The sequence below is a fragment of the Arthrobacter sp. LAR12-1-1.1 genome, from assembly GCF_040676555.1.
Taxonomy (GTDB): domain Bacteria; phylum Actinomycetota; class Actinomycetes; order Actinomycetales; family Micrococcaceae; genus Arthrobacter.
The window spans coordinates 68,604-83,679 of sequence record NZ_JBEGIG010000078.1; the positions used below are offsets into that span (position 1 = coordinate 68,604).

Sequence of the window (15,076 nt, forward strand, 5' to 3'; positions counted from 1 at the left end):
CGGAAGGCCGCCACGGGGATCCCCGTAGCGGCCTTCCGTTTGCGTAGCGCCGGCTATTGTGGCCGGCGGAAACCCGGAACCTTAGCGGCTGCGGCGTTCGTTCGAGGCCGGAGCCGACGCGCGGCGCGGGCCGGCGCCGCGGGCCGGACGTCCCTCACCGGAGCGGCCGTTGCCGCCGCCGGCGTAGGATCCGCCGGAGGTGCCACCGGTGTTGGAGGACCAGACAGCCGCGCTGCCTCCGGATTTGCTCCCAGCGGACTTGGCACCAGCAGCTGCACGCTGCCCGGTTGCCGGACGTCCGCCGCGCTGGCCGCCGGCCGAAGCGCCCGTGCGGGGAGCGCCTCCCGTGCGGGGTGCTCCGCTGCGGGGAGCCGAAGCGCCCCGGGCGTCGCTGCGTCCCTCGGCGGCGCGTCCGTCCGAACCGCGGCCGGCCGCGGCACGGCCGCCGGCAGCCGGGACATCGTTGTGGTGCCCGTAGGCGGTCACGCGGCCACGGCCGCGCGCATTCCGGCGCTCGGCGCGCTCGGCATCGGCACGGTCCTGGTTCTGCTCGGCGACACGGTCGGCGGCGTTGCGGGCAGCGGCCTTGCCTTCGTAGGCGACGGCGCGGCGCTCGGCGCGCGGCAGATCGGTCCGGGGAGCCTCGGCTCCGACGCGTCCACGTCCGCCACGGCCGCCCCGGCCACCCGCGGTGGGTGCTGCCTGGGTGGTGCGGCGGGCGCGCTTGCGCTCGGCGTTGGCACCGGTGGAGGTGCCGCCGCCGTGCTGCGCGGCCTTGGCGGCCAGCAGCGCGGCGCGGGTACGCGGATCGATCTTGTCGGCCATTTCGCCGACCAGTTCAGCAACCAGCGGGGAGTTGGCGGTGACGCGCTCGAAGTTGACCTCGACGCCGGCAGCCTTCATCAGCTTCTTGACGTCGGACTGCTGCTCGGGCAGGGTCAGCGTGACCACGGTGCCGTCGGAACCGGCGCGGGCCGTACGGCCTGAGCGGTGCAGGTACGCCTTGTGCTCCGTGGGCGGATCCACGTGGATGACCAGCTCGACGTCGTCGACGTGGACGCCGCGGGCCGCGACGTCGGTGGCCACCAGGACGCGGACGTCGCCGGAGGAGAACTCGGCCAGGTTGCGGTCACGGGCGTTCTGCGAGAGGTTGCCGTGGAGATCGACGGCGGGGATGCCGGCGTCGGTCAGGGTCTTGGCCAGCTTCCGGGCGTGGTGCTTGGTGCGCATGAAGAGCACGCGGCGGCCTGCACCGGAGGCGAGCTCGACGATCAGCTGCTTCTTGACGGTCTGGTCGTTGACCACCAGCACGTGGTGTTCCATGGTGGTCACCGCGGCCTGCGGGTCGTCCACGGAGTGGGTCAGCGGGTTGGACAGGTAGCGCTGGACGATCTTGTCCACACCGTTGTCCAAGGTGGCGGAGAACAGCAGGCGCTGGCCCTGGGTGGGGGTCATGTCCATGAGCTTCTTGACCACCGGGAGGAAGCCAAGGTCGGCCATGTGGTCGGCCTCGTCCAGCACGGTGATTTCGACTGCTTCGAGGGTCAGGATGCGCTGGCGGATCAGGTCCTCCAGGCGGCCCGGGCAGGCGATGACGATGTCGACGCCGGCGCGCAGGGCCTTTTCCTGGCGGGCCTGGGAGATGCCGCCGTAGATCACGGTGGTGGTCAGGCCCATGGCCTTGGCCATCGGCTCGATGGTCGCGTTGATCTGCGTGGCCAGCTCGCGGGTCGGGGCCAGGACCAGGCCCATCGGGCGGCCGGGCTTGCGGAAGTGCTTGGCTTCCCGCTCGGCGAGGCGTGCCACAAGCGGGATGGCGAATGCGATGGTCTTGCCGGAGCCGGTGCGGCCGCGGCCCAGGACGTCGCGTCCGGACAGGGTGTCAGGGAGGGTCTTGACCTGGATCGGGAAGGGCTCCACGATCCCCTGGGCGGTCAGGGTGTCGGCAAGTGCTTTGGGCGTGCCGAGGGCAGCAAATGTAGTCATGTGTTTCAAAGTCTTTCAGGCGGTATCCGTGCGGATATCGGCCCCCGATGCCGGTTGGCTCAAGGGTTCGCCGAAGAAAAGTCAGGTGATCAACCGGGCTGTTGCCAAACTTCAGCAAGCGGCCGCCGGGACCAAATGGAACGCGTTCATCGACGCAGGATGTGCCTCTCACATGAAAAAATCCCACTGCCTGCGTGTGGATTCCCGAAGGAAACCGGCAGGGATCCCGTTGACGGACCGAAGTCGGTCAACCGAATCAAAGTGGGCATCACTGCACATCAAGTTTTAGTAGTCTACCATCTGGCGGGGCAGGGTCCCGTATCCGGGGCCATCGGCTCGGCTCCTAGCCGGCCAGGCTGGGGGCTTGGAACAGCGGCATGTGGGACGTCTCGGTGGGCGTGCGGGCGGAAGTGTGGGCGGGTGCCCGTGACGGCGCCTCGGCCGAGCCGGGTCCGGCGGGCCGCAGGATCACGAGCGCCTCGGCGTCGATGAGCCGGCGGGATCCCGTCCGGGCATCCAGGATCCAAAACAGGTCCACGCCCGTGACGGTCTGGGTTACCGCGCCCCGGTGGAAGAGCTTCCCGTTGTGCCAAGCCTCGATCTGGTCCCCTACGTTCAATTCAGCGGAGCTGCGGATTTTCCGTGCTTCATCAACGTCCATGATCATTGCCTCCCCAGTGTTCAATGTCTTGTGCCCAGCATTCACGACACAGGTTTCGGATTCGTTTCCGGGGGGTGATTTCTACGTGTCCCTCCGCCTTCATGTCGTTCTAAGGCAAGCCCAGAGCGTGTATTGACCACCATTGCGTCCCGGAGGAGCATGGTGGGCGGGCAAGGCGACGAGAGGAGACGGGGCACGATGCCGGGAATTCTCGCCGCTGGCTTCTTTCGGGTCATCCAAGTGGCGCTGCTGCCCCTAGGGGCGGCCGGCTATGCCGCATCAGTCCCCCGACTGCTTAACTACAGCCGGCGTGCGGGCGTTTCGGCCACACTGTTCGCCTCCCTCTACACGCGCTACATGCAGCACCGGCTGGGGACGAGGGCGGATGAGCCTGCGGCCCGGCTCATGGCGGTCATGCCGAATGTGTCCCAGGAAGGGTTCCGGCTGGAGACGGCCCCCACGCTCGTGGGACACCTGCTGACGGGATTCGTTCCCAGGATCTACCGCTATCCGTACCAAGGGCGGGCACCGATGCGCCATCAGTCGACAGCACGGACCAGCTACTACGATGCTGCCCTCCAGCGGCATCTGGCCGAAGTTGACCAACTGGTGGTCCTCGGTGCGGGATTCGACACCCGGGCGTTCAGGCTGTCATCAAAGGACCGTGTGCGCTGCTTTGAAATCGACCTGCCAAGGACGCAGGCCTACAAACTCGCGATGCTCGAGAAAGCGGGCCTGTCGGCACGCCTGGCCACCTACGTGTCCGCCGATTTCGAGACCGAGGACTGGATGGACAAGCTCGTGGCGTCGGGTTTCGACCCCGGCAGGCCAGCACTGTTCCTGTGGGAAGCGGTGACCATGTATTTGGACCGCGACTCGGTCGAGGCAACACTGCGCAGGATCGCCGGCACCGCCCCGGGCAGCGTCGTGGCCTTTGACTACTTCTCCAGGGAAACCATCGCCTCGCGTTCGCCCTACATGCGGTACGCCCGGGCTGCGGCGAGATTCGTCGGCGAGCCGCTGACCTTTGGCATCGACAACACTCCCCCGGCGAGGAAAAGCGCCGCGGACTTTGTTGGGTCCTTCGGGCTGGTCCTGGAGGAGCACCGGAATTTCGGCCGGGAGACCCGACGGCGGTCCGCGCCGGCCGGGTTCGTCACCGCCGTCGTGGCGCCCGCCGTGGCGCCCGGTGCCGGCCACGGCCCGCAGGAAGACCGCCAGCCAAACCCGTCGGACTAACGAGATGAGGGGAAACCATGACAAAACGCAGCCAGAGCCAGAGCCACAGGCAAGGAAACAGCCACACCCCCAGCCACGAGCACGACGCCGCCGAGCATGCGGCGCCCGGCACCGCGGCCAGGGTATGGGATGAAAAGTACAGCAGCCGCCCCAAGATGTGGAGCGGGGATCCGAACCCGCAACTCGTCGCGGAGGTGGCGGACCTGCCTCCCGGCGACGCCCTGGATCTGGGGTGCGGCGAAGGTGCGGACGCCATTTGGCTCGCTGCCCGCGGCTGGACCGTGACGGGCCTGGACGTTTCCGCCGTCGCCCTGGAGCGTGCGGCCGTCCACGCCCGGGAACACGGCCAGGATGCTTCCATCGAGTGGGTGCAGCAGGATCTTGCCACGTGGGTCCCGGACCGGCTGTTCGACCTCGTCACGGCACAGTTCCTGCATTCCACCCAGATGCCGTGGCAACAGGCACTGCAGCTCGCCGCGGCCGCGGTGCGGACCGGCGGGACGCTGCTGATCGTCGGCCATCACCCCGACGGGCTGCCTCCGTGGGGCGCGCACCATACGCCGGAGAAGTTCTTCACCGCCGAGGACCTTGCCCGGGAGCTCCGGATCGAGGAGCCGCTGTGGCGCGTCGCGGCCCTGGACAGCCGGCAACGCAGCGCCATCGGGCCCGAGGGCGAGGCAGTGTCCCTCACGGATGCCGTGCTGCGGGCCACCCGTCTGGCGGCCCGGTAGGCTGCCGGGCAATCGGTCGAGGGAGCATCCCCCGGGATCGCGGACGCCGTCGCTGAACCCACCGTCGAAATCGATACGCTGCCGGGCCATCCACTTCGGGTTCTGTTCCGAATCCCCAATGTGGCTGGACCTGACCGCGCCCGTTGGCCCTGTGGACGTACAGCAACACCGCATGACCTAGCAATCAGGGGAAGGGAACATCATGGGAATCGACGGCAAGGCCAAACTCACGGTCATCCACCACATCGGTGCAGCCAAAGAAGGTACCGGCACGATGACTGGCAATGAGGACCTCAAGCGCGATGGCCAGCATGAGCAGGCCCGGCCCAAGCGGGCGCAACTGAACTGCCCTGCTGAGCCGCGCTACTTAACCGCGCTACTGAGCCGCGCTACTGAAACCCGCAGCTGAGCCCCGCAACTGAAACCCGCAGCTGACCCCCGCAACGGGATGGCCCCGCCCAAGGCGGGGCCGTCCCGTTTCCGCCGTCGTCGCAGTTGTCGCCGCGCAAAAATGTGACAAAGGACAGCGGACGACAACTGAAGCTAAGATGATCGACAGTTGTCGAACCTGCCCACGGCGGCTGATTTGCGGAAACGCGAAACCGGAGCCGGCAGGCGGCGGCCCGTGCCGGCGCCGCATATTCCCCTAGGGCCCGCGAAGGATGTGGACTCCGGACCTGCTCCGGCGCCTTCCGGGAGGTCCGTTCCGCCGGGAGCGCCACGGCAGATCACCGGCCGGCCGGGCCACCTGCGCGGGCCGTCGCGACAACACGGACCGCGAAATACCGGCCCTAACCTTGATTTACCCGCCAAAACTGTTACCTCCGTCACACACTGACGGATCTGTGCGGCCCGCACTGCGGAACCCCCGCCCGGGGCGACCGCCTGTGACAAGGAAGAAGCCTCATGTCTGAACGCACCACCTCGGCCGCTCCGGCCATTTCAGAATCTGACACTGCCGCCTCCGCCAACGGTGACTCCGGCGCCGGGAGCCGCGAGCCGCACCTCGCCCGCGCCCTCGGCAACCGCCACATCCAGTTGCTCGCCATCGGCGGCGCAATTGGCACCGGCCTGTTCATGGGTTCCGGAAAGACCATCTCGCTCGCCGGGCCGTCCGTCATCTTCGTCTACATGATCATCGGCTTCATGCTGTTTTTCGTGATGCGTGCGATGGGCGAGATCCTGCTCTCCAACCTGAACTACAAATCCTTCAGTGACTTCGCCGGCGACCTGCTCGGCCCCTGGGCCAGCTTCTTCACCGGCTGGTCCTACTGGTTCTTCTGGGTAGTCACCGGGGTGGCGGACATCGTCGCCATTGCCGGATACGTGGACAAGCTCGCGCCCGGCACGCCCCTGTGGATCCCGGCGCTGCTCACGCCCGTGGTATTGATCCTCCTGAACCTCCCCACCGTGAAGGCGTTCGGTGAGGCGGAGTTCTGGTTTGCCATCATCAAAGTGGTCGCCATCGTGGCCCTGATCATCACCGGCGCGGTCATGATCGCCACCCATTTCACGTCCCCGAACGGGGCCGAAGCCAACCTCGCCAACATGTGGAACGACGGCGGCATGTTCCCGCACGGCATGTTCGGCTTCGTCCTCGGCTTCCAGATCGCCATCTTCGCCTTCGCCGGGATCGAACTGGTGGGCACAGCCGCCGCCGAAACCAAGGACCCGGAGAAGAACCTGCCGCGGGCTATCAACTCCATCCCGGTCCGCGTCCTCCTCTTCTACGTGGGCGCCCTGGTGGTCATCATGGCGGTCAATCCGTGGCGCACCATCGACCCCGCAAGCAGCCCGTTCATCGGCATGTTCACCCTGGCCGGACTGGGGATCGCCGCAGTGGTCATCAACCTTGTGGTCCTGACCTCCGCCGCCTCCAGCGCCAACTCCGGCATCTACTCAACGTCCCGGATGGTCTACGGCCTGGCCCAGGACGGGAACGCGCCCAAGGCATTCGGAAAGCTCAGCATCCGCAAGGTACCGCAGAACGCGCTGCTGTTCTCCTGCATCTTCCTGCTGGCCGGTCTGGTCCTGCTCTATGCCGGCGACTCCGTAATCGGCGCGTTCACGATCGTCACTTCCGTGGCCTCCGTGCTGACCATGTTTGTGTGGTCCATGATCCTGATCAGCTACATCGCCTTCCGCCGCCGGCGGCCGGAACTGCACGAGGCTTCGGCCTTCAAGATGCCCGGCTCCGCCTTCATGCCGTACGTGGTGCTCGCGTTCTTCGTCTTCATGCTGGTGGCGCTGGCGCAGGCCGATGACACCCGCCTGGAACTCTTCGTGACACCCGTGTGGTTCCTGCTGCTGGGTGCGGCCTGGCACTTCAACCGGAAAACCCCGTTGCAGCAGGCCCGGATTGTGGAATGGAAGGCCGTCCGCTCACAGGAGGAAGCCCGCGCGGCTGCCTGACCCTTACTTCTGATACACAAGGAGCCCCGGCCGGATCATCCGGCCGGGGCTCCTTTGCCGTGCCGTGCCGTTACGGTGCCGTGCCGTTATGGTGCCGTGCCCGTTACATGGTTGTCCTGACGGCGGCCACGCGCGGGGCGACGGCCACGGCGGCGACGCCGATCACCGCAGTGAGCGCGAAGACTCCGGCAAACGAGGCCGACGGAGTCGCCGTCGCGAATGCGGCGAACACGATCCCAGTGCCGGCGAGGGCCAGGGCGCCGCCGAGGGAATCCGAAATGGACATGGCCGAACTGTTGAAGCCCTCGGTGTCCTTGGTGGAGAGGGCCAGGGTCATGACGCTAAGGCGCGGATACATCAGGCCCATCCCGCCCCCGGCGAAGATCCAGCCCCCGATCGCGACGGAGGCCGGCCAGGCCAGCACCGTTGTCACGAGGGCCAGGACGACGGCGCCAAGGACGAGGGCCGAGCCGATCCGCACCGCCCTCCGGTGCTCCAGGCGGGTCCCCAGCCTGCCCTGGATGGCCGAGGCCGCCGCCCAGGCGATGGCGCCGCCGGTGAGCGTGAGGCCTGCAAACGTCGGGGCGAAGGCGTAGCGTTCCACGAGCAGGTACGGCAGGTACACCTCGGCGCCGAAGAAGGCGGCGGACGCGAGCCCGCGGGTGAGGATCACGCTCGGGAGGCCGCGCCGGGCGGTCAGCGTTCCGCGCGGCATGAGGGGACGGACGGCCAGGAGTGCGACGGCGACGGCGGCCGCCGCCAGCACCGCGCCGGCCCCCGGTACCGCGGCGGACAGGTTCAGGCCCAGCACGGCGAGCGCTGCCAGCGCCGCCAGCCCCAGCTTTGCAAGGCCGCCCGGCGGGCCGCCGGCTGCGGTCTCCACGCTTCCCGGGGCGGCGGCGCCGGAGCTTCCGTTCAGACCGCGAAGGGCCGGGGCCGTCAGGAGCAGGGCAGGGACCACGAGTCCGACCACGCCGAGAAAGACCCACGGCCAGCCCGCCAGTTGCGCCACGGCGCCGGCCGCGAACGGACCCACGAGGGACGGGATGACCCAGGCCGCGGAGAAGGCGGCGAAGATTTTCGGATGCAGGACCGGCGGGTAGACCCGGGCAATGACAACGTACAGGGCCACGGTGAGCCCGCCCCCGCCGAGTCCCTGCACGAGCCGCCCGGACACAAGGACCGGCATGGTTCCGGCGGTACCGGCGATGAGCAGGCCGAGCACGAACATGCCCACCGCGGCCAGGAGCGGCGCCACCGGCCCCTTGCGGTCCGACCAGCTTCCTGCGGCCACCATGCCGATCACCCCGGTGGCCAGCGGTCCGGCGAAGGCCAATGCGTAGAGGCTCGCGCCGTCCAGTTCCCGGCTGACGAGCGGCATGATGGTGGTCACCGCCAGGGATTCGAAGGCCGCCAGGAACACCAGCGCGCAGGCGCCGAGTGTCACCATCAGGTAGCGGCGGTGGAAAATTCCGGCCGATTCCGGGACGGGTTTCGGACTGGATTTCTGAAATGGTGGGTCGGTTCGGGACACGGGCGGGACCTGATCGGTAGACATGGACGCAGCCCTAAAACCTCAACTCGGCTTGAGGCCAAGGCCAGTCCGGGCGGGAACGGGGCTGGCGGCGCGGCTCCTGACGCAGCAAGTGAAGCAGGTGCAGGGCGCCTACGGGAAGCATGCCACAACTTGGAACCGCGGCACGCCGTGCCCCGGTTCTCAGCTGTCAGTCAGCCCCGGTGGGTACGCCGCGGTCAGCCTGCCGCGTCGGACCCCTGGGCCGGAACCACGACGGCGCCACTTGCCCTTGAGTCCGGGTTCAGCATCCAGCCCACGCGCTTGACGGTGCTCAGCATGACGACGCTTTCCACGAGCACGATCCCGGGCACTTTCTGCTGCAGCGCCACCTCGATGTTCATGACGTCCGCCAGGGACTGCAGCCACATGATGATCACGAAGTTCGTGGGCCCCGTGGTGGAGGCGCTGAGCCGTACGTTCCGCATGGTCCTCAGCTCGGCTGCGGCTGCCTCGTGCCGCCCCGCGGGGACATTGACGAACCATTGGCAGGTCACGGGGAAGGCCGAGAACTTCTGGGCCACCTCGCACCGGAAGGACAGGATGCCGCTGGCGAGCACGCGGTTGAGCTGGCGCTGGACGGTGGCGGGGTGCCTGCCCAGCCCGCGGGCAATGTCCGCCGCCGTGGCCCGTCCGTCCCTGGCCAGGAACGGCAGGAGCGCCAGGTGGCTGTCCGGCAGCGCTTCCCGGGCGGCAGCCCGGGCAACCCCGGTGGCCTCGGGGCCGGCCAATGCCCGCACGGCAGCCTGCTGTGCGCGGCTCAACACATTGAGCCGCCAGGAGCCGCCGCTCGCGTGCAACCTGGTGCACAGGGCGGTCTGATATTTGAGGAGGCCGTCGATCTCCTTCAGCCGCGAGATGACCTTCAGGCTGAAATCGTCCAGGGAGGGCGTAATGACGGTCAGCATGAGATCCCGGTTGCTGGCCGCCTCCTCCACCGTGACGATTTCCGGCATCTCGGCGAGCCTGGCGGTGACTTCCTCGCGCCGGTGCATTTCACAGTCCACGGCGACGAATGCCAGGCACATCTGCTGAGGGTCGCCGATCAGGTGGGCCGTGACCCAGGAAACGCCAGATGCCAGCAGCCGCTCCCAGCGGGCGGCGAGCGTGGTGGCGTGAACGCCCAGCACCTGGGCTGCATCCGCCCAGCTCAGGCGCGGGGCAATCTGCAGGACGTTGATCAGGGCGAGGTCGTCCTCGCTGAGTTCCATCATTCTTCCCTTTATTCGTGCACGAAACCTGCGGTGGCGGCACTTTTTTGCATTTTTTCTGGCCTTGAACCGCATGTGAACCATGTCACTTGAGAATAGACGCAGGACGTCCTCACCGGACGCGAACCAAGCCAAATCACAATCTAAATCCCAAGCCAGTGCCACAACCCAGCGACTTCGACAAACAAGATTTCGACAAACAAGGAGAACACGTGCCGATCACCGCAGATGCCCGGGAAATGCAGGCGGACCTTGCCCGGCTCCGCCATGAACTGCACCGGGAACCCGAGATCGGCCTGACGCTGCCCCGCACCCAGGAAAAGGTGCTCAAAGCCCTGGACGGGCTTCCCTTTGAGATCACCCTGGGCCAGGACACGACGTCGGTCACCGCGGTACTTCGCGGCCAGGCGTCCGGAACCGGCGCCGGCTCCCGCCCGGCCGTGCTGCTGCGCGCGGACATGGACGGCCTGCCCGTCCAGGAGAAAACAGGCGTGGACTACACGTCCCGGATCGACGGCGCCATGCACGCCTGCGGTCATGACCTGCATACTTCCATGCTGGCAGGGGCCGCCACGCTCCTGGCCGAACGCCGGCACCGGCTGGCCGGCGACGTCGTCCTGATGTTCCAGCCCGGCGAGGAGGGCTTCGACGGTGCCAGCCACATGATCCGCGAAGGCGTGCTGGATGCCGCCGGCCGGCGCGTGGACGCCGCCTACGGCATGCACGTGTTTTCCGCATTGGAACCACACGGCACGTTCTGCACCAAGCCCGGCGTCATGCTCAGCTCGTCCGACGGCCTGATGGTCACCGTGCTCGGCGCCGGCGGCCACGGGTCTGCCCCGCACTCTGCCAAGGACCCCGTGACGGCGGCTGCCGAAATGGTCACCGCCCTCCAGGTCATGGTCACCCGCCAGTTCAACATGTTCGATCCCGTAGTCCTCTCCGTGGGGGTCCTCCAGGCCGGCACCAAGCGCAACATCATCCCGGAAACCGCACGCATCGAGGCCACTATCAGGACCTTCTCCGAGGAAGCCCGGCAGAAGATGATGGACGCCGTGCCGCGCCTGCTGAAGGGAATCGCGGCGGCGCACGGCCTCGACGTCGACGTCGACTACCAGCAGGAGTACCCGCTCACCATCACGGACGAGGACGAGACGCACATCGCGGAAAATGTCATTGCGGGCCTGTTCGGGGATTCCCGGCTCTCCCGCTGGGCCACCCCGCTCAGTGGTTCCGAAGACTTCTCGAGGGTTCTCGCCGAGGTCCCCGGCACGTTCATCGGGCTGAGCGCCGTCCCCCGGGACGCCGACCACGCCGCATCCGCGTTCAATCACTCCCCGTACGCCACGTTCGACGACGGCGTGCTGGCCGACGGCGCCGCGCTCTATGCGGAACTCGCCATTTCGAGGCTGGCCGCACTTGCGGCGGCCGATGCTCCCGCCGCGGCCAACACCGCCGCTTCCTCCACCCTTTCCTAGCCCACCCCCTGAGGGAGAAGACCATGACTACAACCGCGAGCACGCCGCTGGCGACCCGGACGTCCACCCGTAAGACGATCATCGGCACCGGCATCGGCAACGCTGTCGAATGGTACGACTGGGCCATCTACGCCACGTTCACGCCGTTCATCGCCAGCCAGCTTTTCAGCAAGTCGGATCCTGCGTCCGCGGTGCTGTCCACGCTGGCAATTTTCGCCGTCGGCTTCGTTGCCCGCCCTTTCGGCGGCTTCCTGTTCGGGTGGATCGGTGACCGGATCGGCCGCAAGGCATCCATGACCCTGGCCGTGGGGCTCGCGTCGGTGGGCAGCCTGATGATCGGCATCGCGCCGACGTTCGCGGCCGTCGGCGTATGGGCATCGCTCACGCTCCTGGTGGCACGCCTGATCCAGGGCCTGGCGCATGGCGGCGAGCTGCCGTCGTCGCAGACGTACCTGTCCGAAATGGCGCCGAAGGAACACCGCGGCTTCTGGGCCACCCTGATCTACACGTCCGGCACTGTGGGAATCCTGTTCGGAACCCTGCTTGGTGCCGTGCTGAACATGGCGCTGAGCACCGAGGTCATGAACGCGTGGGGCTGGCGCATCCCGTTCCTGATCGGCGCGGCCATGGGTCTCTACGCGCTGATCATGCGGTCACGGCTGCATGAAACGGACGTCTTTGAGGGCGAAGCCACTGCGGAAAAGCGCGCCCCGATCTGGCCGCAGATCGTCCGCCACCGCAAGCAGGCCCTCCAGGTGATCGGCCTGACCGTCGGCCTGACCGTCATCTACTACATCTGGGGCGTCGTGGCCCCCAGCTACGCCACCACCGCCCTGAAGATTGACCGCGGCGAGGCCCTGTGGGCCGGTGTGATCGGCAACATCGTATTCATCGCGGCGCTGCCGTTCTGGGGCAAGCTGTCCGACCGGATCGGACGCAAGAAAGTGCTGTGGGCCGGTGCAATCGGCGCAGGCGTCATGCACTTTCCGATGACCGCCCTGCTGAAGGATTCCGCCTGGCAGCTGGCCGTCAGCATGTCCGTCATGCTGATCTTCATCGCCGCCAGCGCGGCGATCGTCCCGGCCGTGTACGCCGAACTGTTCCCCACGAGCATCCGCACGGTGGGCGTCGGCGTCCCCTACTCCATCTGCGTAGCGGTGTTCGGCGGAACCGCGCCCTATCTCCAGCAGTGGCTCGGCACCACCGTGCAGATGCCCCAGCTGTTCAACGTGTACGCCGTGATTCTCCTCGCCATCTCCGCGATGTTCGTCTTCACCATCCCGGAAACGAAGGGCAAGGACCTCACCCTCTGATCCTGTCCCGCCAGGTTGAGCTATCGGTTGTTGCTGTTCTGGAAGGCTCAGGACAGCAACAACTGATAGCTCAACGTGTTTTTGGGGTCAGTTGGGGGGCAGCAGGGCGGTCAACCGCCGACAAAACGGTCGCGCCCGGCCCTGTACCCGAACACGGCGGCGAGCGAGCCCACCAGTAAGAACAGCACGCCCGCTACGGCGAAGGACCCGGTGGACTGGTGGAGTTGGCCCACCAGGAGGGTGCCGCTGGAGCCAAGCCCGTAGCCCACGCCCTGCATCATCCCGGAGAGCTGGGACGCGGTGTGCCCGTCGCGGGTGCGGACCATGATCAGGGTCAGCGCCGCGGCGGTCAGGCTCCCCTGGCCCAGGCCGAGCAGCCCGGTCCACAGCCAGATCAAGTCCAGGGGGCCGAAGATGCTCAAAGCGAACCCTCCCCCGGTCATGAGCGCCACGGCCGTGTTGATGCCGCGCTGGTCCCGGAACCGCGTGGCCAGCGCAGGCGCGAACAGCGAGCCCAGCATCTGCAGCACAATCGAGGCCGAGACGATCAGGCCGGCCGTGCCGCCGTCCACGCCGCGTTCGCGCAGGATCGGGGCCAGCCAGGCAAAGACACTGAAGGACATCATGGCCTGCAGGACCATGAACGCAGTCACGTTCCAGGCCACGGCGGAGCGCCAGACGCTGACGCCTCCGGCTGGCCGCGGCGGCCCGCCGGGACCTGCCCGGAGCGCCGGCGGCAGGAACAAGAGAAGGACGACGCCGGCCGGCAGCGCCCAGAACCAGAGCGCGGCCGTCCACTGCCCTGTTGCGCGGAAAACCGGGAACGTGAAACCCGCACCAAGGGCGGCCGAGGCGCAGATGGCCGTGGTGTACAGGCCGCCCATGAGGCCCAGGCGGTGCGGGAAGTCACGCTTGACGACCCCGGGAAGCAGCACGTTGCACAGCGAAATCGCGGCGCCGCACGCGGCGGTTCCGGCGAGCAGGGCCGGCAGATGGCCGGCCGCGGGCAGCTCCACGGGCCGCAGCAGCAGCCCGGCCGTGAGCACAGCCATGGCACCCAGCAGCACACGCTCGGCGCCGAACCGGCGCGCCAGCCACGGGGCCAGCGGGGCGAACACACCCAGCAGCGTCACCGGCACAGTGGTCAGCAGCACGACCGCCCAGGCCGGAAGCCCGGCGTCGGCCGTCACCTCGGGCAGTACCGCCGCGAAGCTCGAAAACACGGTGCGGAGATTCAGCCCGATCAGGACAAGGCAGAGGCCCATGTACGCGAGCATGCGGCGGCCGGGGGCGCGGGGCGCTCCGGGTGTGTCATCCCGGACAGCAACGCTGGCCGAAAGGTCCTGCTCGTCAGTTTTCCCAGCTGAAGTCACCCGCCCAATTCTTGCAGGCCCCGTCCCGCCGCCCCTTCGCCGGGAGGTCGCGGGGTCCCCCCGGGGGCGCCCCGGCCCCGCAAACTCAACTATTCTGGTAGGGATGAGCGAATCCCCAGAATCCCCCGGCACCCCGGCAGACCCGGATCCCGGCACCCCTGAAGAGACCCGACTTCCGCGCCCCGTGACCCCCGGCAGCCAGGCCTCGTTCGGCACGTACGGAGGCCGTCCGGTGAGCTTTGTGCGCCGCGGCACGCGCCTGCAGGGCCGCCGCCAGGCCGCATGGGAGGAGCACGCGGACCGCTGGGCGGTTGAGGTCCCCCGCCATGTCGCCAACACCTCAGTGCACCCGGACTACATGTTCGACGCGGAGGCCGAATTCGGCCGGACGGCTCCGCTGATTGTGGAGATTGGCTCCGGACTGGGCGACGCCGTATGCCACGCCGCGGAGGAAAACCCGGACAATGACTTCCTTGCCGTGGAGGTTTACACCCCCGGCCTGGCCAACACGCTGATCAAGATCAACAGCCGCAAACTGAGCAACGTGCGGGTAGTGGAGGCGAACGCCCCCGAGGTGCTCGCGACCATGCTCCCCGCCGGCTCCGTCACGGAACTATGGGTCTTCTTCCCGGACCCGTGGCACAAGTCCCGGCACCACAAGCGCCGCCTCATTCAGCCGGACTTCGTGGATCTCGCCGCCCGGGCCATCAAGCCCGGCGGCATCTTCCGGATCGCGACCGACTGGTCCAACTACGCCGTTCACGTCCGCGAGGTCATGGCGGGCTCGGCGGAGTTCGAGAACCTGCACGAGGGTGAACGCGCCGGTGCTGACAGCCCCCTGACCCAGGTGTGGGAATCCGGCGTCGAGTCCCGCGTGGGCGGGGCGCCCGTCAAGGAAGGCCGGGCACCCGTCAGCACCGAGCACACCGGGCCCAACGAGGGCGTCGACGGAACCGGCGGCTGGGCGCCGCGGTTTCACGGCCGGATCCTGACCAGCTTCGAGAACAAGGCGCACGAGGCCGGGCGCCTGATCTTCGATCTCAGCTACCGCAGAATTTAGGCACCCCGGGCCCCGCAGGCATCTGTTCCTGAGCGGCTT

12 protein-coding genes are annotated in these 15,076 nt (G+C 67.8%); 7 read left to right on the forward strand and 5 right to left on the reverse strand.

The window, feature by feature from the left end; translation table 11 throughout:
- Nucleotides 1-81 precede the first annotated feature (81 nt).
- Together MRBLAR12_RS22440 and MRBLAR12_RS22445 are read right to left on the reverse strand one after the other, a co-directional pair.
- On the reverse strand, nt 82-1,986 hold the full coding sequence (locus MRBLAR12_RS22440; protein ID WP_229994076.1) for a DEAD/DEAH box helicase: 1,905 nt from the start codon (nt 1,984-1,986) through the stop codon (nt 82-84).
- A 343-nt stretch (nt 1,987-2,329) separates the two neighbouring features.
- A complete protein-coding gene (locus MRBLAR12_RS22445; protein WP_229994075.1) occupies nt 2,330-2,647 on the reverse strand; it encodes a hypothetical protein in 318 nt (105 codons plus the stop codon).
- 198 nt (nt 2,648-2,845) lie between these two features.
- On the opposite strand from MRBLAR12_RS22445, the gene MRBLAR12_RS22450 reads away from it, so the two are divergent.
- The 4 genes from MRBLAR12_RS22450 (at nt 2,846) to cycA (ending at nt 7,029) form a co-directional block, all read left to right on the forward strand.
- Nucleotides 2,846-3,886, forward strand: coding sequence for a class I SAM-dependent methyltransferase (locus tag MRBLAR12_RS22450; RefSeq protein ID WP_364748572.1), 1,041 nt, complete (start codon nt 2,846-2,848; stop codon nt 3,884-3,886).
- Nucleotides 3,887-3,903: 17 nt separating this feature from the next.
- On the forward strand, nt 3,904-4,617 hold the full coding sequence (locus MRBLAR12_RS22455) for a class I SAM-dependent methyltransferase (protein WP_364748575.1): 714 nt from the start codon (nt 3,904-3,906) through the stop codon (nt 4,615-4,617).
- Between the two features lie 202 nt (nt 4,618-4,819).
- Nucleotides 4,820-5,026 (forward strand): CsbD family protein, encoded by a 207-nt coding sequence (locus tag MRBLAR12_RS22460; protein ID WP_229994072.1) that lies wholly within the window; start codon nt 4,820-4,822, stop codon nt 5,024-5,026.
- A gap of 497 nt (nt 5,027-5,523) precedes the next feature.
- Nucleotides 5,524-7,029 (forward strand): D-serine/D-alanine/glycine transporter, encoded by a 1,506-nt coding sequence (cycA, locus tag MRBLAR12_RS22465; protein ID WP_364748577.1) that lies wholly within the window; start codon nt 5,524-5,526, stop codon nt 7,027-7,029.
- A gap of 103 nt (nt 7,030-7,132) precedes the next feature.
- Here cycA and MRBLAR12_RS22470 read toward each other — a convergent pair whose 3' ends face one another.
- Complete coding sequence (locus MRBLAR12_RS22470; protein ID WP_364748750.1) at nt 7,133-8,479, reverse strand: MFS transporter; 1,347 nt, start codon at nt 8,477-8,479, stop codon at nt 7,133-7,135.
- A gap of 302 nt (nt 8,480-8,781) precedes the next feature.
- The gene (locus MRBLAR12_RS22475; protein ID WP_364748752.1) at nt 8,782-9,813 is read right to left on the reverse strand and encodes an Lrp/AsnC family transcriptional regulator; all 1,032 of its coding nucleotides are present in this window, start codon (nt 9,811-9,813) and stop codon (nt 8,782-8,784) included.
- 212 nt (nt 9,814-10,025) lie between these two features.
- Between MRBLAR12_RS22475 and MRBLAR12_RS22480 the strand changes: the two genes are divergently transcribed.
- Complete coding sequence (locus MRBLAR12_RS22480; protein ID WP_364748580.1) at nt 10,026-11,291, forward strand: M20 metallopeptidase family protein; 1,266 nt, start codon at nt 10,026-10,028, stop codon at nt 11,289-11,291.
- Between the two features lie 23 nt (nt 11,292-11,314).
- Nucleotides 11,315-12,604, forward strand: a complete 1,290-nt coding sequence (locus MRBLAR12_RS22485; RefSeq protein ID WP_364748583.1) for an MFS transporter — start codon at nt 11,315-11,317, stop codon at nt 12,602-12,604.
- A gap of 110 nt (nt 12,605-12,714) precedes the next feature.
- On the opposite strand, the gene MRBLAR12_RS22490 is transcribed toward MRBLAR12_RS22485, so the two are convergent.
- Entirely contained in the window at nt 12,715-13,977 is a 1,263-nt protein-coding gene (locus MRBLAR12_RS22490) for an MFS transporter (RefSeq protein WP_364748586.1), read from the reverse strand.
- Between the two features lie 103 nt (nt 13,978-14,080).
- Between MRBLAR12_RS22490 and trmB the strand changes: the two genes are divergently transcribed.
- A complete protein-coding gene (gene trmB, locus MRBLAR12_RS22495; RefSeq protein WP_364748588.1) occupies nt 14,081-15,037 on the forward strand; it encodes a tRNA (guanosine(46)-N7)-methyltransferase TrmB in 957 nt (318 codons plus the stop codon).
- The last annotated feature ends 39 nt before the right edge of the window (nt 15,038-15,076 follow it).

Coding starts and splice junctions, on each gene's coding strand:
- MRBLAR12_RS22440 (WP_229994076.1), bottom strand. CDS start 1,986: ATGACTACATTTGCTGCCCTCGGCACGCCCAAAGCACTTGCCGACACC.
- MRBLAR12_RS22445 (WP_229994075.1), bottom strand. CDS start 2,647: ATGGACGTTGATGAAGCACGGAAAATCCGCAGCTCCGCTGAATTGAAC.
- MRBLAR12_RS22450 (WP_364748572.1), top strand. CDS start 2,846: ATGCCGGGAATTCTCGCCGCTGGCTTCTTTCGGGTCATCCAAGTGGCG.
- MRBLAR12_RS22455 (WP_364748575.1), top strand. CDS start 3,904: ATGACAAAACGCAGCCAGAGCCAGAGCCACAGGCAAGGAAACAGCCAC.
- MRBLAR12_RS22460 (WP_229994072.1), top strand. CDS start 4,820: ATGGGAATCGACGGCAAGGCCAAACTCACGGTCATCCACCACATCGGT.
- cycA (WP_364748577.1), top strand. CDS start 5,524: ATGTCTGAACGCACCACCTCGGCCGCTCCGGCCATTTCAGAATCTGAC.
- MRBLAR12_RS22470 (WP_364748750.1), bottom strand. CDS start 8,479: ATGGTGACACTCGGCGCCTGCGCGCTGGTGTTCCTGGCGGCCTTCGAA.
- MRBLAR12_RS22475 (WP_364748752.1), bottom strand. CDS start 9,813: ATGGAACTCAGCGAGGACGACCTCGCCCTGATCAACGTCCTGCAGATT.
- MRBLAR12_RS22485 (WP_364748583.1), top strand. CDS start 11,315: ATGACTACAACCGCGAGCACGCCGCTGGCGACCCGGACGTCCACCCGT.
- trmB (WP_364748588.1), top strand. CDS start 14,081: ATGAGCGAATCCCCAGAATCCCCCGGCACCCCGGCAGACCCGGATCCC.